Genomic DNA, 20,864 nt, shown 5'->3' on the forward strand with positions numbered 1-20,864 from the left:
GCGTCACACCACGATCGGCACGCGGATCGGCACCGGCAGCCACGGGATCCCACCACCGAAGGGATCACTCTGCCGTTCCTTCCACTTGTTCCACTCGTTCTCCCAGAAGCCCGGCTTCGGCGGCGCCGGCGTCTGACTGGGTGACGGCGCCGGTGCGGGCAGGGGGATCGGAATGTTCTCGTTCGGCATGCCCAGCGCCGCCCGGCCACGGTAGACGTCGGACTTCCAGGTCTTCATCTGCGGCTCGTCTTCTCGCTGTTTGCGCGTCCAATATACGATCACGCCCTCATATTCCGGCCCGCGGACCCGGTCACCGTGCCTCGCCGGGGCGGTGACCAGCGTGCTGCCCTTGGGATCGTCCGGGTCGGGCTGGAGGAGCTCCACCGGCAGGTCCGGACCACGGCGCATCTCCTCGCCGGGATGCGAGTCCTCGAAGTGCTCGATGTACCAGTCGATGTCCTTGGGCCCCTTCGCCTCCGCGCCGGAGGCGGCGTTCTTGTCGCCGCCGACCCGTTTCACCTCCCAGATGTACCACTCCTCATTGATCCGGTCGTAGGCCACGATGTCGGCGTACCCGTCGTTCCCGTTGCCCGACTTCGACGCTCCCGGGATCCGGAATTCCATGATGATGTACCAGCTGGAATGGAACATCGCGAGCCACTCCGCCGCCTGCAGCTGCGCCGCGTTGTGCCGGCGGGTGTAGTTTTCGTAATCCTCGCCCGGAGCGCCCTTGCCTTTGCCCTTCCCCTTGCCCTTGCCGCCCTTGCCGCCCTTGCCACCGCCGTCATCCTTGCCGGCGCCGGTCCCACCGACGATCCCGTAGTACTCCTCGGGGGTGATCAGGCCGTTCCAGATCTCCTCGGGGACGAGGCCGCTCGGGTCGGACGAGGCGATCGGGTTGTCACCGGCGTAGGTGTATCCGCCCAGCTGGTTCGGGTCGGTGGTCTCCAGGATCGGGTCCGGGCTGATGAACCGGCCCAGCGCGGGGTCGTACTTGCGGGCCCCGAGGTCGGTGTAGCCGTTCCCGGTGTCCTTCGGCGCACCCAGATAGCCGCGGGTGGTGTCCGGCCAGGCCGCGGTGTTCGCGCTGCCCCGGGGTTCGCCGTACGGCTTGTTCTGCTGGCGGGAAACGGCCTGGGTGGTGGTGTCGATGGCCAGGCCGGCGGTGCCCACCGGGTCGCTGAAGAGGTAGTGCGTGCCGCCACCGGGCAACGTCGAGCGCATGGCGACGGCGGATCCGGTGCCGTGGCTGTAGATGCGAACCGCACCCAGCACGACCGCCGGCTTGACCGAGGTGTTGACGACCACCTGGGTGTCGCCGGCGAACAGGGTGGTGCGACCGGGGTCGCGGCGGATCAGCTGGCGGCCGTCCGCGTCGTACACGTACTCGGTCGTGCCGGCGTTCGCCCCGGTGCTGACCACCTTGGCCAGCCGGCCCTCGCTGTCCCAGCTCATCGTCTGGTTCTTGCCGCTGGTCGCGGTCCGGGTGAGCAGGTTGCCGGTGACGTCGTAGACGAAGCCGGTGGGGTCGGCGCCACCGCTGGTGGCGGTCAGCGTGTGCGGCTGCGCCCCGGTCCGGTTGCAGCCGGTGGAGCAGCCGTTGGTGTACTTCTCGGTGACGTCGGCGCCGCCGGTGGTGGAGTGTTCCACCGCCTGGGTGCGGTTGCCGACAGCGTCGTACGTGAAGGTCTGCCAGTACGACCCGGCCCCCGTGGCCACCGTGCCGGACGGCGCGGAGGCGCAGGTGGGCGACGCCGACGTCCACGCCTCGACCAGGCGCTTGAGCGTGTTGTACTGGTAGCACTGCGCGTCGGTGACGGTGTTGCCGCTCTCGGTCTGCTCGTTGACCACCGACAGCGGATTGCCCACCTCGTCGTACCGGTAGGAGGTGTGGTCGACGACCGGCCCGATCCCCTGCGAGCGCGAGATGGTGCGGCCGGAGAGCCGCAGGTTCTCCTCGTCGTAGGAGTAGATCGCCTCGACCTGGTTGGTGGAGGCGCCCATGGTCATCTTCGACGGCTTGCCGAAGTCCGTGTAGATGGAGTCGGCGACGTACAGGTCGATGCCGGACGTCCTGGTCGGCATGCCCCGCAGGTTGTAGCTGTAGGTGATGGTCTCGCCGGGCAACCCGCCGACGGCCGGGTCGTCCTGCTGGACCAGCTGCTCCTCGGTGTCGCTGTACCGCAGCGCGGTGGTGTACTCCACCGGCAGCGGGCTCTCCGCGGAGGGAAGGCTGATGGTCTGGCCCAGCGGCTTGCCCATCGTGGAATAGCCGGTCACCCCGACCGTGTAGCCGCCGGTCACCCCGGAGACGTAGCGGGTGGACGAGGTGGGCAGGCCGATCCGCAGGGTGTCGTAGGTCCACGACGCGAACTTGAAGTTGTTCTTCGAGCGGTCGGTGCCGGCCAGCTTGCGGCCCAGCAGGTCATAGGTGTAGTCGAGCTGGATGCCGCGGGCGTCCTTGGTGCTGAGCAGATTGCCCGCGTCGTCGTACGAGGTGAAGGTCGAGCCGGTGTCCGGGTCGGTCTGCGAGGACTGCCGGCCGCGCAGGTCGTACTTGAACGACCAGACCGCATTGTCCGGACCGGTGACCGTGGCCTGTTTCCCGGCCGGGGTGTACGTGTACTTGATGCTCTGGGCGGTCCCGCCGGCGACGGTGAAGCCGCTTCCCGGGTCACCGGTCACGGTCGGCCACTGGGTGTACTGGTCGAGCTGGGTCCGCTGCCCCCGCGCGTTGACGGTCTCGGTGACCGCGACGCCGCCCAGCGGCGGAATGGTCGTGGTCCGGTCACCGGCGTACGCGGTCCGCGTACGCGTGGTCTGGCCCCCGTTGTGCTCGGTGATCGACTGGGTGACCCGGCCCATGCCGTCGTGGTCCTCGACCGTGGTGGCCGGGATCGACACCTGCGACAACTGGTCGGACAGCAGCGAGTCGGACGGGCTGCCCACGGCCGCGTAGCCGTCGTTGGTCAGCACCTTCCAGCCGTGCGAGTCGTACTGCACGTCGGTGGCGATGACGGTGCCGTTCTCGCCGGTGTCCTGGCTCTCCAGGGTCCGCAGCATGGCGTCGTACAGGACCTTGCTGACGGCGTACTTGCCGCTGTCCTGCAGTGACTTGGTGGTGACCACGCTCGGCCCGGTCGCCGAGGTCTTGTAGTCGTACGTGATGCTCGGCGGCGCCCCGGCGGCCCGGTCCTGGTTCGCCAGCCACACCTCGCGGAGCCGGCCGAGCGCGTCGTAACTCATCGAGCTCCGCGCCCCGGCCACGTCGGTCGCGGCGAGCGGCAGCTGCCGGCCGGGATTGCGGATCTCGGTGACGAGCTGGCAGTCCTTGGTGGAGACGGTCGCCGCCGAACAGTCCACGCCGGGGGTGACGGTGGTGATGGTGGTGACCGTGGCGGGCAGGGCGCCGGCCGCCGGGCTGCGCCGGGTGTAGACGCTGCGCGCGATGCTGGTCTTGCCGTCGGCGGCCTTGGAGTTCGGCGTGCTGACCGCGGACGTGGGCCGGCCGTACGAGTCGTAGGTCATCGTCTTCTCGACCACGAACGCCGTCGCGGTCGCGCCGGAGCTCGCGGTGGCCTGCTGCACCTGGTTCGGATGGCCCTTGGTGTCGTACGAGGTCTTCACATGGGAGATCAGGTTGCCGGCCGGGTCGGCCCCGGCGCTCGCACAGTCCTGATCCGTCTCGATCACCTCGGTGAGCAGCACGAGCGTGGCCACGGCACCGTCGGCGTAGCGGCTGAACGTGCAGTTCGGGACGTTGCCGGCGGCCCCGACCTCACCCCGGTCGACGTACTGCACGGCCTTGCCGGTGGTGCTCCGGCCGACGGTGGTGTCGTAGAAGGTGGCGCTTTCGGTCTTGCGCCAGCCGTACGAGACCTTGCTGCGGGTGATCGTCTTGCCGGGCCGCACCATCTGCGCGGTCAGCGCGGGCAGGCCGCTGCGCGACCGGCTGGCGGTGGGGCCGATCAGCGTCGGCACGCTCACGGTGGACGAGTTGAGCGTGCCGCCGTCCTCGGTGAACTGCTCGCTCTCGAAGGTCAGGCCGGCGTACGCGTTGTTGTCGGCGACCGTGACGGTCTTGTCCTGGCTGGTCAGGGCGGGCACCGACCGGGTGCCGCCGTCCGGCAGGGTGTCGCCGTTCATGCCCAGGAAGTAGTGGCTGCGGGTCAGCGTCTTGGAGTCGAAGACCTGTTTGCGGTTGGTGTAGTGGAAGACGTCCGGATCACCGGTGGTGACCTCGACGGTCGGGTAGCCGCGGAACTGCCCCCAGGTGCGGTTCTTGGACTTCACCACCTCGTTGTCGTCGTAGTGCCACCCCGGCTTGCCCAGGTAGGTGTACTCACTGACCAGCTTGGGCTGGGATCCGTCCTGGTACCGGTTGTGCTTGTCGATCGTGGTGACCCGTTTGACCGGGTGGGTGTAGAACCAGTCGATCATCGGCCGCGGCTGCGACTCGGGGGTCCAGTAGACCGGGAAGCAGCCGGTGGTGTTGGTCGAGGCGAACCGCTGCGCCGCGGTGTCCTTGTCGTCGGACAGATCGCTCTTGGGCAGCCCGGAGCAGGTGGGGGTGCTGTACTCGACCGTGGTCTCGGCGCCTGCCTCACTGACCACGTTCTGGATCCGGGTGTGGTACATCAGCGGCAGGCCCGGCACGGTGCCGACCCGGTTCGCGATCTGCACCGGGAAGAACGTGACCGGTGGGGTGACGGTGTCGGCGGTGGCGCCGCCGAGCCGGTCCAGGCCGATGTGCCTGATCGAGTCCAGCCACAACGTCGGCGCGTGGTCGCCGCCGTCCGGGAAGGCGTGCGTGAGCTCGTACCGGCCCAGCTGCTTGGTGACCCCGCCGACCTGCACCTGGGTGGTGATCGAGGTGAGCCGGTTGCGGATCCAGAAGGTCGGTGCGTGGTTGACGCAGTCGGTGGCGCCGGCGGTGCAGTTCAGGTCGATCGGGGTGTCCGGCCAGTACTCCGGGTGGGCGTCGGTGAACTGGCTGTCCGAGCAGGTGTTGCCGGCCGGCTTGCCGGGCAGGCACCGCTCCTCGACGGCGAACTTGATCTGCTCCGGAGCGGTCGCCGAGTAGATCGTCGAGGCGGTCATGCCGTAGTCGATGCGTTTGAGGGTGCCGCCGCGGATGTACGAGACGGCGTTCTTCTTCAGGTTCGCCCCGTAGTGGCCGATCTCCGGCGCGTAGTAGTACGCCATCGCGTTGCTGTCCAGGTCGACGGCGTAATCGAGGTTGAAGCGGTACCCGAGCGTGCATTTGGTGTCGGCGAACGTCGAGCTGTCCGGGCACTCGTCCACGCCGGCGTGCGCCTTGTAGATCGGCGCCGTGTAGACGGACTCGGTCTCGTCCTTGCCGGCACTCCAGCCGGGCAGCCGGTTCAGGCCGAAGTAGTACTGCACCCCGTTCTGGGTGATCCGGAAGTACTCACCGTTCTTGGTGCCGTTGGTCGCGCCGAACAGGTTCTCGATCTTGATGCTCGCGTCGTCCTCGGCGGGACGGAAGGTCTTCTTCGCCGCGTCCCAGACGATGGCGGTGGACACGCCGTTCAACGACATGGTCAGCACCTGACCGACCCAGCACAGGTCGGCGTTGTTCTTCTCGGCACCGGAACCCGAGACGTCACCGCAGTTCTGGTAACTGCGCTCGACGTAGCTCTCGGTCGAGCCCCACCCGTCGCCGATCCAGGAGGACTGGTTGTTGGTGCCGACGGTGCGCGCGTCCTGGGACGAGGAGCTGTAGGAGAGCTCCATGCTGGGCGCCAGCGCGCCGATCGACTGCGGGATGGCGATCGGGTAGCTGTAGCTGAACGAGCCGGTGTTGCCGCCGACCGACCAGCTTCCGCCGGCCGAGAGGCTGGTGGCGCTGTAGTCACCGGTCGAGCCGTCGGCTCCGGAGGTCGCGGCGAGCACCGCGACCCGGGAGCCGGCCGCCAGGGAGACCTCCGCGGTCAGTGGCGCGCCGGCCTTGGTCGGCACCGGCGTACGGGTCTGGCACTGCGGCAGGTCCGGTGTGGTGAGCGCGCACTCCGGTAGCCGCACCAGCCGCAGCCGGGAAGCGTAGTCACCGCCGTACGCGTTGCGGAACGTCGAGCTGTCGACGGTCACACCGACGGTGCCGGCCGCGTCGGCGCCGCGCACGGTGAACAGCACACCTCGAACGCCGGCCTTCCGGGCGGCCTTCTGGTCCGCCGTGGCCACCTGCACCCGGCTCGGGCCGGAACCGGACCGGGCCCGGGACACCGAGACCGGGGTGTCGCCGGCCCGGGTCCAGGATCGGGCCGACTCGGCGGTGGCGGCCCGGCCGGACGCGCCGGACAGCTCCACAGTGGCCCGGCCGACGCCCGGGAGCTTCGCCCGCGCCGACGGATCGAAGCGGGCGTACGGCCGGCGCTTCGCGAGCGGAGGGGCGCTCTTCTTCTTCGCCAGGGACACCCGCTTGGGAGCCGGCGGCTCGGGGAACGCGGAGTGCCCGGGCTTGGCCGAGGCCGCCACCGGAAGGAGGAACACGGATCCCGGTATCAGCACCAGCACCGCCACCGCCCTGGTGAGCAGCCGCCAACCAGATGCGATACCGGTGGAGTGACCGTTGTTGGACAGCATTTGCCGACACCCTCCGCACGACCCGACCGGTGGGCCGTGCGGCCCACCGGGTCCTCCTCTGTCCTTGCGAGCACTACATGGATCAGGAAGTACTGAATTCCTTGATCCGGTCGGCGGACTCGACGCCCTGGAACACCCGGACCGCGTCCACGGCACCGGGGAACCAGTCGCTGTCGTGGTCGTCCCAGCGGGTACGGCCCACCGTGAACTTGCCGGTGGCGTTCCACGGTGGGGCCGCCGCGGTGGCCGAGCCGGCGAGGTCACCGTTGACGTAGACCGCCACCGCGCCCGTGCCGGCGTCGTAGGTCGCCGCCAGGTGGGTCCAGGTGTTCAGCGCCGCCCCGGCCGGGCCCCGGGCCGGCACGGTCGCCGGCAGGGCCTGATCGGTGTCGGTGAGCATGAACTGCCAGCAGTCGCACTGTCTGGCGTACTGCAGCATGAAGCGGGACGCATGCGTGCCCTCCTGGCTGAGCACGGTGTAGTTGGCGTCCTTCTTGGTGAGCCGGGCCCAGGCGCTCACTGTGAACGACTGATCGGTGCGCAGCAGCGCATCGGCGGTGACGGCGGCGTCGGTCCCGTTCAGGGCGACCGCGCCGATGTCCCCGAGGTCGTTGTGCCCCGGGTAGGTGTACGCCGCTCCACCGGTGAACGCGCCGTCGTGCTCGAAAGCGGTCCAGTCCTTGGCGACGGTGGCGACGCTGTCGTCCTCGAACTGCCAGTCGGCCACCGCTTCCGGCGCCGCCAGGTCTTCCACCTCCGCCTCGTTGGTAGCCCGGTTCCACACCCGGACGTCGGCGATGTCACCGGCGAACCAGGTGCTGCCGCTGCGGCCGATCCAGGTCGGCCCGTTCACGTCGTTGAAGGTGGTGAGGCCGTCCTTCGAGGTGTCCGCCGTCCCGTTGACGTACAGGGTGAGCGTCTTCAGCTCGGCGTTGTAGACCGCCGCCAGGTGCGTCCACACCCCGGTGCGCGCCGGCTGCGAGGAGAGTGCGTCCTGCCAGACCACCCCGCTGCCGGAGGTGGCCGACGGCATCTGGGCCAGCCAGCGGTCGCTCGACTTCTGGTACTGGAAGTACAGCGAGGCGTGGCCACTGGCGTCCCGGGTGAAGATGGTCCGGTCGGTGGACTTGTCGGTCAGCCGCACCCAGGAGGCCACCGTGAAGCTCTGCGTGGTGTTGGTCCTGAGTTCGGTCTCGGCGAAGCTGCTGGTCCCGTTGAAGGTCCCGGCCTTGCGGCCGACGAGATGACCGTCTCCCCGGGTCACGTCGGTCAGGGCCGCGTCGTGCCGGGTGCGACCGCTGCCGGTGCCGTGGCCGGTGTCGAAGGCCGTGTCGTCGGAGTCCTCGTTGAACTCCCACACCGCGACCGGGTCGTCGCCGTCGGCCGTGCCACCGGTCTGGTCGTCCTTGACCCAGTCGATGGTGTCGATGTCCTCGAGCGTCTGCCGGCCCAGCGCCTCGTAGTAGAGGTCGCTCGGGTAGAGCGTGCCGCCCGAGTTGTACAGATAGTCGGCGAAGACGGTGTCCGACGCATCGTCGAAGTCGGTGGACACCGCGGCGGCGAAGTTGACCACTCCGTCGCTGTAACCCTGCAGGGTCGCCGCGCCGTCGTTGCCCAGGATGTAGTCGTTGACCAGCTTCCGGGCGGCCTCCTGGGTCGCGTTGTGCGTACCGTGGAACGGCGGCAGCGTCGCCACGTAGACCTTGATGCCACCGGTCCGGCTGGGCAGCCGCACCGCCGCGTTCGCGGCGTCGTCGGTCTTGAAACGACGCAGCTGGGCGGTGAGGGCGACCAGCTTCTTCTTGACGGGCTCGGCGCAGGCCTCCGCCGTGGTGGCGGTGCAGGCGCGCAGGTCGTCGGAACCGGCGGAGATGAGCGCGCTGCGCACGTTGGCCTGGTTGAGGATCGCCCGGTCCACCGCGGCGATGGCGTTCTCCGGCAGCGTGGAGTTGGTCTGCGGCAACTGACCCTGGGTGCCCCAGCTGCTGCTGCCCAGGTTCAGCACACCCATCGGTACGGCGCCGGTGCCCTGCTCGGCGGAGGCCAGCGCGTCCGTCAGCCGGCCGCTGAGCTGACCGCCGCCGGAGGAGTTGCCGGTGTCCGCGTTCACCGTCTGGTCACCGAACAGCACCATCGCGCCGGCCGGGTCGGCCGCCGAGGTGGTGACGTCGATGCCGGACAGCAACGGCGGGCCGTTGATGGCCGACGTGGTGAAGCCCGTGGCGGCCTGCTCGCCGGTGTGGTCGGCGTTGTCCGCCGCGCTCAGGTAGATCGGCGTCTTGCCGTCCCGGTGACCCGGCACGGCGGTCACGGTGCCGCGCACCTTGAGGCTCACCAGCGCCGTCACCCGGTCCGCGGCGGACAGGGTGACCGGGTCGCTGAGCACGTCCGTGCCGGCAGCCAGCGTCACGGTCCGGGCCCCGCTGAAGGTCAGCGGAATCGGAGCGGACTTCGCCGCGGCCCCGCCCACTGCCGGATCCTGCAGCGCGACCGAGGCGGCGTCCAGCGTGATCGGCGTCTTGCCGAGGCTGTTGGCCAGGCGGACCCGGACCTTCTGGTCGGCGCCGGCGGTCCCGATGCTCAGCCGCGCCGGGATGCGGACCGTCTGGTTGGTCAGGGTGACGTCGCTGTTGACGCCGGCGTTGGTGGCCTGCACCGCGGCGACGTCCTGGGCTGCGGCCCAGCTGCCCACCCAGTGGGTGGCGTCCGCGCCGCTGCCGGAGATCGACGTCGGGCGGATGCCCAGGCCCAGGAAGTGCAGGGTGGACCGGCCCCCCTGGGCCACGTTGGTGACCAGCGGGAGCGTGACGCTGGCGACGGTGGCGCCGGGACACAGCAGGGGCACGCTGGTCGCGAACATGCTGATCGGGGTGGCCACCCGGGTGGCGTTGTTCTTGTTGTACGTCGGGAAGGTCAGCACCTTCTCCGTGGCCGGCATGTTGGTCCAGTCGGAGACGGTCTCCAGGGTGAACGCCTGGCTCTGCATGCCGCAGCTGGTCTGGGCGTAGTTGATCGTTCCGGTGGCGTTGCGGGCCGGCCCGTTGGTGGTGAAGCCGACGAAGACGACCGCGTTGCCCTTGTTGACCACGCCGCTGCTGGGCACCGTGACGACCTGCCCGTACGACAGGATGTTGTCGTTCTTGCCGTCACCGAAGGTGGCCGGCAGTTTGATCGGCGCCCCGTTGACCGTGACGGTGCTGTCCGGGTTCCACCCGGCCGCCTTCAGATGGGCGGCCTCGATGCTGTTGCCGACGCCGTCGGCGTTCGCCGCGGTGACCGTCGGCGTGGTGCCGGCGGTGTAGGTGCTGATGGCGGCGTTGTTCTGACAGGCGCTGATGTTGTTGATCGGGCAGGTCGGCACCGGGGCGATCCGCAGCACGTCGATACCGGCCTGGAAGCCGGCGGAGGCGGCGTTCTTACCGGTCACCTTCAGCGTGACGGTGTGCACGCCGCGACTCAGGGTCCGGGCAATGCCGCTGCCGTCCCGGACGACGCCGAAGTTGCGGAACTTGACGGCGCCACGCACGTTGTAGGCGTCGAAGTTCTCGATCAGCAGTGTCTCGGTCGCCTGGCCCTTGTCCAGGGTCAGGGTGTACGTGCCGTAGTCGGGTGCGGTCATCAGGCTCGCGCCCACCTCCCACAGGCCCTGTTCCGGGACGTTGAAGGAGAGAGTCGCGGTGTCGTTCACGGCGACCTTGCTGGTGGTGCTCTTGTTGCCGAGCATCGCCTGGTATCCGCTGTAGAAGTACCACCCGCTGTAGTGGATCTGGCTGACCAGCTGACCGGTGGTGGAGGTGGTGGTCGCCTTGGGCACCGTGGTGTAGCTGCCGTCGTTGTTCCGCGCCGACCAGCCGTTGACCATGTTGTCGCCGGCCGCGTAGTACGGGGTGCTGGTCCCGGCGTAGAAGGTGTACGTGGTCTGGGGCGAGGTGGTGCCGGCCTGGTCGACCGCCTTGGCGAAGACCCGGTGCGCGCCGGCGCTGACCGGGGCGAACTGGGGGCCCGCGGTGCCGTTGATCACTGTGGTGGTGCCGTACCCCCAGGCGTTGTCGGCCCGGGCGAAATAGATCGTGCCCGGCGTGGGCACGGTGGTCGCCGTCCACGCGGTGCCCTTGTTCGCGGCGTAGGTGACGTTGGCCAGGTCGCCGTCGAGCGAGAACAGGTAGCCGATGACGTTGTTGGTCTTGTCGTTGCCGAGCTGGAACGTGCCCTTGTCGGTGAACGCGTTGCCGAGCGCGTCCGGCGGGAACTGCGTCGAGACCACCGTCGGCGCCTTGGGTGCCACCGTGTCGACGGTGAACGTCTGCGTCTTCGACCAGACTCCACCCCACACTCCGGAGGCGTTCTTGATCGCTGCCTTCCACGAGTACGTGCCGTCGGCCAGGGCCGGGGTGACCGTCCAGGCGCTGCCGTTGAGGTTGTAGCCGCTCTTGGGCCCGTAGCCGTTGGCGACCATGGTGCCCGCCGAGTTGAACACCTGGTACGCGATCTGCACGTTCTCCTGGTAGCCGTTCACCTTCGGCGAATAGCCGTGCGCGGTCAGCGTCGGTGTCCGCGTCGTGGTCAGGATCCGGCCCTGGTCGGTCACCGACGGGCTGATCTTCGGGTTACCGGTGCCGTTGGTGAAGGCGGGCTTGTAGCTGTACTTGACCGACAGGGTCGCGCCACCGCCGTAACCGAGCTGCTTCCAGTTGTACTTGTCGCTCTCGCTCTTGGCCGCGACCAGGAAGGTGGCGCTGCCCCACTTGCCGCTCGCCGCGCTCTTGATGTAGCTCAGCACGTTGAACTTGAAGCTGGCCGGGGTCGGCCGCACCTTCGAGGTGCCGCAGTCCAGCTCCCGGCCGTTGACCGTGGAGAGCACCCCGGTCGACTTGGACGGCTGCTTGTCCCAGTTCAGGCCGGACGAACTCCAGCTGCTGACGCCACCGGTGCCGTAGACCACCGCCGCGGTGTTGTAGCAGGACGCCGACCAGCGGTGCACGACGTACAGGCTGGCCTCGAAGATCTGCGCGCCCTTGATGCCGGCCGTGTTCATCCGGTAATAGGTGCGGGCCTTCTCGCCGTCGCCGCCGGCCCAGTTGTCGTAACCGATCCGGGCGCTGGTCGAGCCGGTGGTCGACGTCGAGTTGTAGACGTTCCAGCCGTTGCTGGAGATCCGCGCCCAGTTCAGCTGCGACTTGCCGGGCGATCCGGACCAGTACGGGTCGATGTACACCGGGTACTTGGTGTCCTTGGCGGACAGCAGGCCCTGGTCCGGGACGAGCGTCTGCTTGCCGCCCTTGACCCCGACCTTGATCTTCGCCCGGTTCCGGCCCATCTCATGGGCGTCCACCTCGGTCGGCGGCCCGGCGGCCGGCGGGGTGCTGTCCCACATCAGCGCGGTGTCGGTGTGGAACACCCGCTTCCCGGTCTTGCTGTCGACCGCCTCGGCGCCACCGTTGCGGGTCTCGGCCAGCTTCAGCCCGACACCGGTCAGCCCGAAATTGATCTGCTTCAGAGCCGGACTGGTCGCGGCCCGCGCCGTCTTGACCACCAGCATCGAGGAATACCCGGTGGCGTCGGCAGTGACCTGCAGGTCCACATCAGGCAGGACCTCCGGGTACGTCGCCGTGTCACCGGAGAGCACCGCGGCCGGCAGCTTCTTGTCCCAGGAGAACTTCAGCACCGCCTGGCCGTCCCTGATCGACAGCAGGTCGGTGCCGCCGCCGGCGGAGATGGACAGCGAGCTGAGTGCCGCCCGGGGACCGTAACTGCCGTCCTTCTGCCGGACCAGGGTGGTGTCGATGGGCACCCAGGTGTTGTCCTTCTTCACCCGCTCCGGGCTGGAGGAGTACACCGCGGACAGGGTGCCGTCCGGGTTCGCCGAGGTGGTCGAATACTCATCCGTCAGCGAGGGGACCGGCACCGCTTCGCCGCCGGTCCGCGCCTCGGTGATGGCCGTGGCGACCGGATCCACCGGCGGCTTCTCCGAGACCTCGGCGGGGCGGGCCGCGGGCCCGGGTGCTTGGGCCTGGGCCGGCGGCGCGAACGCGACCGCACCAGCGGTGAGCAATGTGGATGCTGCGACTGCCGACCCCAAGCGGCGCCGCAGTGACCCTGGTGCAGCCATGACTTTCTCGCAATCCCCCGAAGCGGATCACGATCGTAAGTGGAGCCGCCGCCGCATGTCTGCCCCGTCCGCGCCGATCTCGGCCGGCGGTTGTCCCGGTCGCGGCTAATCGCCGGATGTACCCCAGAAATAAATCTCGCTGGGCTCGCCGGTGGCGTCGTGCAGCACCGCGCAGCGGCCGGACCATCGCTCCGCGGCGAGCGACTGGAGCGCTCCCACATGCGCGCGGGTCAGCTTGGCGACGCCCAGCCGCTCCACCGCTTCCGCCTCGGTGACCGGCTCGACCCGGCGAACGTCCAGAATGGAGTGGGTGCCGGATTCCCGAACGGCCTCCTCGGCCCACAGCTCGTCCTCGGTCCGGGGCCGGTCCGGGTATTCGCGGGCCGGCCTGCCGAACTCGTACGGGACCGCCCACCAGTAGTCACCACTGTCCAGCACCCGCCGGCGCAGCTCGTCCAACGCCGCCTGCGGGTCCGGCTGGTACGGAACGTAGTACTCCCACCCCGACGCACCCATGACGGTCCTCTCGTTGACTACAGGCTGCGTCTATTTCACCCCAGGTACCTGCCCAGCGCGTCGAGCAGGCCCCGGCTGCCTCTCTCGCGCTCCGGCCCGTCGGCCCAGAACTGGTCGAAGAACACGCCGTGCTCGACGTGGGTGAACCGGGTGCCCTCGTCGATCGGGTCGAACTCGAGCGACGCCACCGACGTCGACATGTGGGTCCCGTCGAGCCACATGTCGTACGTCGTGACGATACGGACGTGCTCGACGATGTCGGTGTACGTGGCCTCGTACCGGGAAAGCGGTCCGTTGTGGAACTTGCCCTCGGCGACGTCGCGTCCGCCGACGCGGAAGTCGAAGGCCCACTCGCTCGGCTCAATCGCGTCGCCGGCGCCCCACCAGGCCCGTTTCTGCTTCTCCTCGGCGAACGAGTCCCAGACGCGCGCGACGGGAACCGGGTAGTCACGGGTCAGGCTGAATCCGGAGCGGGCGAGCCGGCGTTCGATCGTCATCGGTGGGGTCCTATCGCGCGAAGGTGACGTGGATCGTGCCGCTCCCGGCCACTTCCGTCGTCACTTTGTGGGTGGTTTCCAGGCCGCGCAGGTCGTCCCACAGCCGGATGCCCCGGCCGAGCAGAATCGGGGCGATCATGACATGCAGGTGATCGACCAGGCCGGCGCGCAGGAAGTCGCGGGCGGTGCTCACCCCGCCGCCGACGCGTACGTCGAGACCGCCGGCCGCCTCGGTCGCCTCGGCGAGCACGTCCTCGATGGCGGTGTTGCGGAAGTGGAACGTGGTGCCACCCGGCATCGGGATCGACGGCCGCGGCGCGGTGTGGGTCAGGACGTAGACCGGGGTGCCGAACGGCGGCTCGTCACCCCACCAGCCCTTCCAGTCCGGGTCGTCGGGGAACGTGTGCAGGCCGAACATGGCCGCACCCATGATCTCGGCGCCGATCCCCTCGAAGTGCGCGGCGGCGTAGGAGTCGTCGACACCGGTCGTGCCGGCGCCACTGGTGTCGCCGAAGACGCGCTCGTGGAACGTGCGGGTCGCGGCGTAGGCCGTGGTGAGCGGCCCCCAGTCCTCCCCCATCGGATTGTCCGGGGCCTGGCCGGCCGAGGTGTAGCCGTCGAGCGAGGCGAACAGGTCGATGCGAACACGGGTCATGTCAGGTTTCCTTCGGGTTGGTGCGGGTCAGGTGAATGCCGAGCCGGTCGGCTTGTCGTTCCGCCGGGGTGCGCTGCTCATCGAGCCACAGGTGCAGGACGTCGAGGGCGCCCGGTCGCAGGCTGACGGTGCGCACGCGTCCGTGCTTCTCCGAGGTGATCAGCCCCGCGTCCTCGAGGACGCGCAGGTGCTGCATGAGCGACGGCAGGGCCATCGAGAACGGGGCCGCGAGCTCGGACACGACGGCCGGCGACTTGGCCAGCCGTTCCACGACGGCCCGGCGCGTCGGATCCGCAAGCGCGCGGAGCACGGCGTCGAGATCGTCGTGATACTTAGGCACGCGCCTTACTATCGCCGATGAGCAGGGCTCCGTCAACCGTCGGGGCCGGCCGATCGTTTCGCGGGACGGGGCGGCGGTGCTTCATGATGGGCGGGTGAGCAACCTGACCATCCGGCCCCTGACCATCCGAGCCCGGCGGTCCGAGGACCTCGACCAGTGTGTGGAAGTGCTGCGTGAGGTACGCCTGGCCGACGGTTACCCGATGAAATGGCCGTCGGATCCCCGAGCCTGGCTGGACCAGCCGCAGCTCGACCAGGCCTGGGTCGCCCAGAGCTCACCGGGCGCCATCGACGGACACGTCGCGGTGCAGAACGGCCGGGAGGTCACCCGGCTGTTCGTGGCGCCCACGGCCCGGCGCCTGAAGGTCGCCAGCGCTCTGCTCGACCACGTCAGCGTGTGGGCCGGCGGCCGGCTGATCCTCCACGTCGTCGACAAGCCGGACTCCCCCGCGGCCGCGTTCTCCGAAGCCACAGGATGGCGGTACACGCACACGACGACCGCCGCCTGGAGCGGTCCCCGCGGAGAGACGGTGCGGCTACGGCACTACGTCCGATGAGCGGTCAGGCAGGCCGAACTGCCGACCGTAATCGTGTTGTCACGGTGTGCGACTGTGAGGCCTGTGGTTCTCGACCTGGTGAACACCGCGGCAGGGCTGCTCGGCCTGGCGCTCACGGCACTCACCCTCACCCGCGTCCGCGCGGTGCGCCGGGCCCAACGCAGTGAACGCACCCTGGTCCGCACCCTCTACGGCACCGACGCGGCAGCCCTGCGCATCCGCGCCGCAGCCGCTTATCTCGCCCGCAGCCGCGATGCCAAAGCGCGCGAGCTGGCCCAGGATCTCATCCTGTTCAGCGGCCAGATCGAGGGAGTCAGCCGAGCCCTCGATTCCGATGACGGATCGCTCGCCGCCCCCGCCACCGCAGAGCTGAAGGAGGAGGGCTACTTCACTCCCGACTTCCTGATCGAGGTGGTGACCGGGGCCCGGCAGTCCATCGACATCCTGATGTACCGGCCGATCACGCTGACCACCATGCCGGTCCTGGTGGCACTGAAGGATGCCGCGGAGCGAGGCGTCGAGATCCGGATCCTGGCGCTGTCCGTGGACGCCTCGGACGAGGTGCTGCGTTACGGCGCCACCGTCATGCCGGCGGCGGCCGTCTACGAGCCGGAGCAACTGCGACCGCAGTTGCTCGAGGCTGAGCGGCGGGTCGCCGGCCATGTCGCCACCTGGCCGGTGACCGCCCAGCGCCGGCTCGGCTACCGCCGGTACTGCACGCCGCCGGGGCCACACCTGATCCGAGCAGACCAGACATTCTTCGCGGGTTTTGTCGGGTTGCTGTCCGGGCCGATGCCGGTGCGGTTCGACGAGCGCGTCTTCATCCAGTTCCCGTCGGACAGCAAGCTGGGCTCGCACTTCGCCAATCACTTCGCGTTGCTCTGGGCGGGCGCCAAGCCGGCCGTAGGCTCTTGACCGCTTTCCGGACCGCCGGACGTCGGGCCCGGTCGATCGATCCGGGCTACCGGCCGAGATGCAGATCTGTCAAGATGATCCTCTTTCGAAGACGGACGCAACGTTCCGGGCCCCGCTCCCGTCTATGGAGGCAGGGCCCTGAATGGCGCCGGTCGGCTTCCCTCGAATGTGAGAGTAATGATTCAGCGACGCAAGGTGATCATCGGCGCGGTGGGCATGGCCGCGGTTGCCACGGCGGCCGGGTGTTCCTCGTCCGGCAAGCCGGACGACAACGCGGGCTGGGTCGAGCCGGCGGCGAACATCGAGCAGGCGGTCGCTACGCCCGTCAAGCTGAGCGTGACGCCGGCGGACGGGGACGCCGATGTTCTCCCGGTGAAACCGATCGTCGTCAGCGCCGCCGACGGCAAACTCCAGTCGGTCACCGTCACCGCCGGCAAGACCAAGATCGACGGCAAGATGCAGGACGACGGGACCTGGCAGTCGAGCGAGGACCTCGCGTACGGCAAGAAGTACACGGTCACCGTCACAGCCGCCGACAGTGCCGGCAAGGCGACCACCGAGACCACCACCTTCACCACGCTGAAGCCGGAGAACGTCGCCCGGGTCACGTTCCAGGCCAACGGCATGCTCGCCCTCAAAGAGGGCAAAACCTACGGAGCCGGGCAGCCGGTGATCGTCGCGTTCAGCCGCGCCGTCAACAAGAAGGCGGCCGAGAAGGCCATCGAGATCACGACCTTGCCCGCGGTGAAGGGCAAGTTCTTCTGGAAGGACGACAAGACCGTGCACTGGCGGCCCGCGAAATACTGGGCCGCCGGGACGACCATCAAGGTCAGCGTCAACATGTACGGCGTGAAGCTCGGCAAGACGACGTACGGGGCGAAGAACGCGTCCACCAATTTCCGGATCGGCCGGCAGCTGATCGCCGTCAGCGACAACCGCACGCACCTGACGAAGGTCTACATCAACGGCAAGCTCGTCCGCACGATGAAGAGCAGCCTCGGCAAGGGCGGCGGCACGACCGGCGCGAACGGCGAGCGCATCAGCTACTGGACGGCGGGCGGTCCGCACGTCGTGCTGGGCAAGAAGCGCAAGCACACGATGAGCTCGGCCAGTTACGGCGTCACCGACCCCAAGGACCCGAACTACTACGTGACGGAGAACATCGAGTTCTGCACCCGGATCAGCTACTCCGGCGAGTATCTGCACGCCGCGCCGTGGAACCGCTCGCTGGGCCGGGCCAACCTGTCGCACGGGTGCATCAACCTCACCACGGCCGACGCCAAATGGGTCTACAACAACTTCCTCGTCGGCGACATCGTCGACGTCAAGAACACTCCGCGCGAGCTCCCGATCTGGAACGGCCTGGGCGACTGGACAGTCCCGTTCGACCGGTACGGCAGCTAGTCGCGGTCGCCGCGCCGCCGAGGTGGCACGGCAACCGCCGCCTGAGTCATCCGTCGACCCGCTCCTGGCACGGCACACAGAACCGGGCGTGCGGTAGCACCTCGAGGCAATCCACGGGAATGTTGCGGTCACACTGCTGGCAGATGCCGTAGGTGCCCTCGGCGATCCAGCGCAGGGCACCGGTGAGCAGGTCGGCGAGCCAACCGTGGTCGACGGTCCGGTGGTCGATGCTCATGGATGCCTTTCGAAGAAGTGGGAAAACAAAAGGGCCTGCACCCTGATCCTCGAAGGCCCGGCCGGGCGGTAGGGCTCAGGCCGTGGTGGAGGTGCGCGCGGTCGCGGGCTGTGGCCAGGCGCAGGCGACGATGACGGCCAGGATCGGCAGCAGGGACAGGATGGCCAGGGGTTCGGCCCCGTAGATCACGAAGCCGCCCCAGTACACCGAGGGCCCGGTGCCGTTGCGGTCGGTGTTGGCCAGCAGGGAGCCGGTCGAGGTCGGGATGTTGCCCAGGCAGGCCGGCGTGAGCATCAGCAGCGTGGCGACGCAGAGCCCCGAATACGCCCGCTGCCGGCCCCGGCCGTAGCGGCGCATGCGGATCGAGGTGCCCAGCCCGAACAGCGCGCCGAGCAGGGCGCCGGCCAGGCCGCCGAGGATGGTGTCGCGCCGGTGGCCGGGCGGCTCGGCCCACATCAAGTCGAAGCTCAGGGCCGGGGCAATCTGCACCGCGGCGAGATATCCGGAGCGCGTGCCGGTCACCTCGACGTTCACCGGCGCCGAGGTGCCCCGCACGACCTTGGTGCGCACGTTGCGCCAGCCCTGGGCTTTCATCTGCTGCCGCACGGCCGCAGTGACCTGCTCCTGGCCGCCGGGCGGGGGCACGGTGCCGGTCACGGAGGTCCTTCCGACCCGTACGCCGGTGCCACCGTGCAGGCTGTTGTTGCTGTACGGGTTCCAGAAAGTGCTCCGCCCGAAGTTGTGGGCCCGGTCCTCGAAAGCGCCCGGCAGGACCGCATGCGCGAAGCTGACGGCCGTGGCCTTGTCCGGCGCCGTTCTGTCCACGTCCCGCCAGGACAGCCAGGAACCGAGCGCGATGCCGCTGAGCCCACCGAGCACGGCGGCCAGGGCCGCGACCACGAATGCCCGGCGGCCGGCCTCGGCAACGCGCCGGCCGAGTCCGTGCCGCAGCAACAGGGCTGCCTCGCGGGCGGGCGGACGGGACCGGCCGGGATCGGCGGCGTCGAGCAGTGTCGCGAGGATCTCCGGGCCGCGTTCGCGGCGATAAGCCCGGGGGTACGCCAGCAGCCACCGACGGTATCTGCGGGCCAGCAGCGTGGTCCGGGTGTCGTCGGGCATGTCGGTCCCTTCGGGGTGTCTCGGCCGGGGCGCTGCCGTTCGCGTCGTCAAGCCGGGCTGGGGGCACCGGCGGGACCCGCACCGCGCAGCCGCTGAGCGACCATCCGGGCGTCGCGGCGCATCTGCTCGGCCTCGGCGGCCAGCGCGGCGGTGCCCGTAACGGTCAGCCGGTAGTAGCGCCGGCGCCGGCCGTCGACGGTCTCCTCATGGTCGACCTCGATCAGGCCTTCGTCGGTGAGCCGGTCGAGCGCCGCGTACAGGGTGCCGGCGGCGAGGTGCACGCTGTCCGCTGACAGCCGCTCGACTTCCTTGATCACCGCGTACCCGTGGAGCGGGCCGAGGGCGAGCGCCGACAGGATCAGAAAGCTCGGTCGCCGCATGCCCGCCAATATACAGTTGATCGAGCTATCAGGGGTAGCCCTGTGCCGCTGATCCGACACCTGGCTCTGTCGGCCGGGGGACTGTACCCGGGAGCGCCGCCTGCCAGGCTCGGGGGACGCGATCAGGCCGGCCCGGTGGGTGAGCGATGCGAGAGCTGCACGAGGACGACGGCTTCGCCGAGACTCGCCTGCTGATCGCCCACGAGGCGCTGCGCGGCGGCAAGCTCGACAAGGCGATCGACTTGCTGACCGAGGCAGTGGCGATGGACTTCCACCATCGGCCCGCCGCGCTGAGCCTGCTGGCTGACGCACTGGACCGCCGGCATGCCATCACCCCGGATCCGGCGCTGCTGGGCCGGCTCGTCGAGGTGGACCGTGCCCTGGCGGGCCTTCCGGACGCGAACCGTCTGGTGCTGGCCAACCTGGGTATCGATCTGCGGCGGTGGTTCGAGCAGATCGGGGACATCGCAGTCCTCGACGAATCGGCCGGTGCCTTGCGTGCGGCGCTGCGCGCCCCGCCGGTCGCCGATCCGTCGGAGGCGTGGTGCTGGTTCGAACTGCTGGTCGTCCACCGGACCCGGTTCGAGGTCACCGCCGATCCGGTGAGCCTCGACCTGGCCATCGAGGCCGGGCTGGCCGCGGTCGGCACGGTCACACCGGGCGACGCCGATCGATGCAAGTACCACTCCGGGCTCGGCGGCGTGCTGCTGAGCAAGGCCCGCTGCGCCAAGGACCCGGACCTGCTGGAGCAGGCCGTCGCCAGGCTCCGCGAGGCCGCGGAAACCACACCCCGGCACGACCCGGCCTGGCCGGGACGCCGGGCCAACCTGGCGAAGGCGCTGTTCGAGAAGTTCGAACTGTCCGACCGGCCGGACCTCCTCGACGAGGCGATCGCTCTGCTCACGGACGCCGCGGCCGAGACCCAGCCGGGGTCCGCGGACCGGGCCGGCCTGGTCCGCGTTCTGCACACCTACTGGGGTACGCGGTCCAACCGGGACGCGGCCGCGCCCACCGAGGCCACCGTCTCCACCGGGCGGCTGATCGTGGAACTGGCCGGACCGGACGATCCGGCACACGCGGTCTTCCTGTCCGATCTGGCCCGGATCCTGCTGGCCCGGTTCCAGCACGACGGCGACGAGACCGCCCTGGACGCCGCGGTCGCCGCGGCCCGGCAGTCCCTCGAATCCACGCCACCGGCGGACGCCGACCACGGCCACCACTGGTCGTCGGCCCGCCTGGTGCTGTCGGCCGCGTACACCCGGCGGAACGATCTCGGTCTGCTCGACGAGGCGATCGACGCCGGCCGGGCCGCGGCCGCGGCGACACCGGCCGACAGCCCGGATCTGGGACCACGGCTGATCACCCTGGGCGGCCTCCTGAACGAACGCTTCGACGCGTCAGCGACCGCGGCCGACCTCGACGAGGCCGTCGACTGCGCCGACCGGGCGGTGGGGGGGGGGGGGGGGGGGGGGGGGGGGGGGGGGGGGAGGGAGAGGGAACCCCTCCTTCTCCTCTCTGCCCAAGACACAACA

13 protein-coding genes are annotated in these 20,864 nt (G+C 69.5%); 4 read left to right on the forward strand and 9 right to left on the reverse strand.

Annotated features, from left to right (window positions below; translation table 11 throughout):
* Positions 1-3: 3 nt before the first annotated feature.
* The 6 genes from ACZ6S4_RS16280 to ACZ6S4_RS16305 all read right to left on the reverse strand — a co-directional run bounded on the left by ACZ6S4_RS16280 (position 4) and on the right by ACZ6S4_RS16305 (position 14,723).
* A complete protein-coding gene (locus tag ACZ6S4_RS16280) occupies positions 4-6,606 on the reverse strand; it encodes an RHS repeat domain-containing protein (RefSeq protein WP_465475704.1) in 6,603 nt (2,200 codons plus the stop codon).
* Positions 6,607-6,688: 82 nt separating this feature from the next.
* A complete protein-coding gene (locus ACZ6S4_RS16285) occupies positions 6,689-12,658 on the reverse strand; it encodes a LamG-like jellyroll fold domain-containing protein (RefSeq protein ID WP_465475705.1) in 5,970 nt (1,989 codons plus the stop codon).
* 162 nt (positions 12,659-12,820) lie between these two features.
* Positions 12,821-13,231 (reverse strand): hypothetical protein, encoded by a 411-nt coding sequence (locus tag ACZ6S4_RS16290; protein ID WP_465475706.1) that lies wholly within the window; start codon positions 13,229-13,231, stop codon positions 12,821-12,823.
* Between the two features lie 35 nt (positions 13,232-13,266).
* A complete protein-coding gene (locus tag ACZ6S4_RS16295) occupies positions 13,267-13,728 on the reverse strand; it encodes an SRPBCC domain-containing protein (RefSeq protein WP_465475707.1) in 462 nt (153 codons plus the stop codon).
* 10 nt (positions 13,729-13,738) lie between these two features.
* On the reverse strand, positions 13,739-14,383 hold the full coding sequence (locus ACZ6S4_RS16300) for a dihydrofolate reductase family protein (RefSeq protein WP_465475708.1): 645 nt from the start codon (positions 14,381-14,383) through the stop codon (positions 13,739-13,741).
* Position 14,384: 1 nt separating this feature from the next.
* On the reverse strand, positions 14,385-14,723 hold the full coding sequence (locus ACZ6S4_RS16305) for an ArsR/SmtB family transcription factor (RefSeq protein ID WP_433728756.1): 339 nt from the start codon (positions 14,721-14,723) through the stop codon (positions 14,385-14,387).
* A 94-nt stretch (positions 14,724-14,817) separates the two neighbouring features.
* Here ACZ6S4_RS16305 and ACZ6S4_RS16310 point away from each other — a divergent pair, with 94 nt between their 5' ends.
* The 3 genes from ACZ6S4_RS16310 (at position 14,818) to ACZ6S4_RS16320 (ending at position 17,598) form a co-directional block, all read left to right on the forward strand.
* Positions 14,818-15,279: a GNAT family N-acetyltransferase gene (locus tag ACZ6S4_RS16310; RefSeq protein ID WP_465475709.1), complete on the forward strand. Its 462-nt coding sequence runs from the start codon at positions 14,818-14,820 to the stop codon at positions 15,277-15,279.
* Between the two features lie 54 nt (positions 15,280-15,333).
* Positions 15,334-16,194, forward strand: a complete 861-nt coding sequence (locus ACZ6S4_RS16315; protein ID WP_465475710.1) for a phospholipase D-like domain-containing protein — start codon at positions 15,334-15,336, stop codon at positions 16,192-16,194.
* Positions 16,195-16,371: 177 nt separating this feature from the next.
* Positions 16,372-17,598 carry a L,D-transpeptidase gene (locus ACZ6S4_RS16320; protein ID WP_465475711.1) on the forward strand — a complete coding sequence of 409 codons (1,227 nt, stop codon included), beginning with the start codon at positions 16,372-16,374 and terminating at the stop codon, positions 17,596-17,598.
* A gap of 46 nt (positions 17,599-17,644) precedes the next feature.
* On the opposite strand, the gene ACZ6S4_RS16325 is transcribed toward ACZ6S4_RS16320, so the two are convergent.
* The 3 genes from ACZ6S4_RS16325 to ACZ6S4_RS16335 all read right to left on the reverse strand — a co-directional run bounded on the left by ACZ6S4_RS16325 (position 17,645) and on the right by ACZ6S4_RS16335 (position 19,332).
* Complete coding sequence (locus tag ACZ6S4_RS16325; protein ID WP_465475712.1) at positions 17,645-17,833, reverse strand: TraR/DksA C4-type zinc finger protein; 189 nt, start codon at positions 17,831-17,833, stop codon at positions 17,645-17,647.
* 75 nt (positions 17,834-17,908) lie between these two features.
* Positions 17,909-18,952 carry a hypothetical protein gene (locus ACZ6S4_RS16330; protein WP_465475713.1) on the reverse strand — a complete coding sequence of 348 codons (1,044 nt, stop codon included), beginning with the start codon at positions 18,950-18,952 and terminating at the stop codon, positions 17,909-17,911.
* Positions 18,953-18,999: 47 nt separating this feature from the next.
* Positions 19,000-19,332, reverse strand: a complete 333-nt coding sequence (locus tag ACZ6S4_RS16335; protein ID WP_465475714.1) for a PadR family transcriptional regulator — start codon at positions 19,330-19,332, stop codon at positions 19,000-19,002.
* A 146-nt stretch (positions 19,333-19,478) separates the two neighbouring features.
* Between ACZ6S4_RS16335 and ACZ6S4_RS16340 the strand changes: the two genes are divergently transcribed.
* Positions 19,479-20,864 (forward strand): hypothetical protein (locus ACZ6S4_RS16340; RefSeq protein ID WP_465475715.1); only part of this gene is annotated, 1,386 nt, incomplete at its 3' end.

The organism is Actinoplanes sp. NPDC051405 (assembly GCF_055586185.1).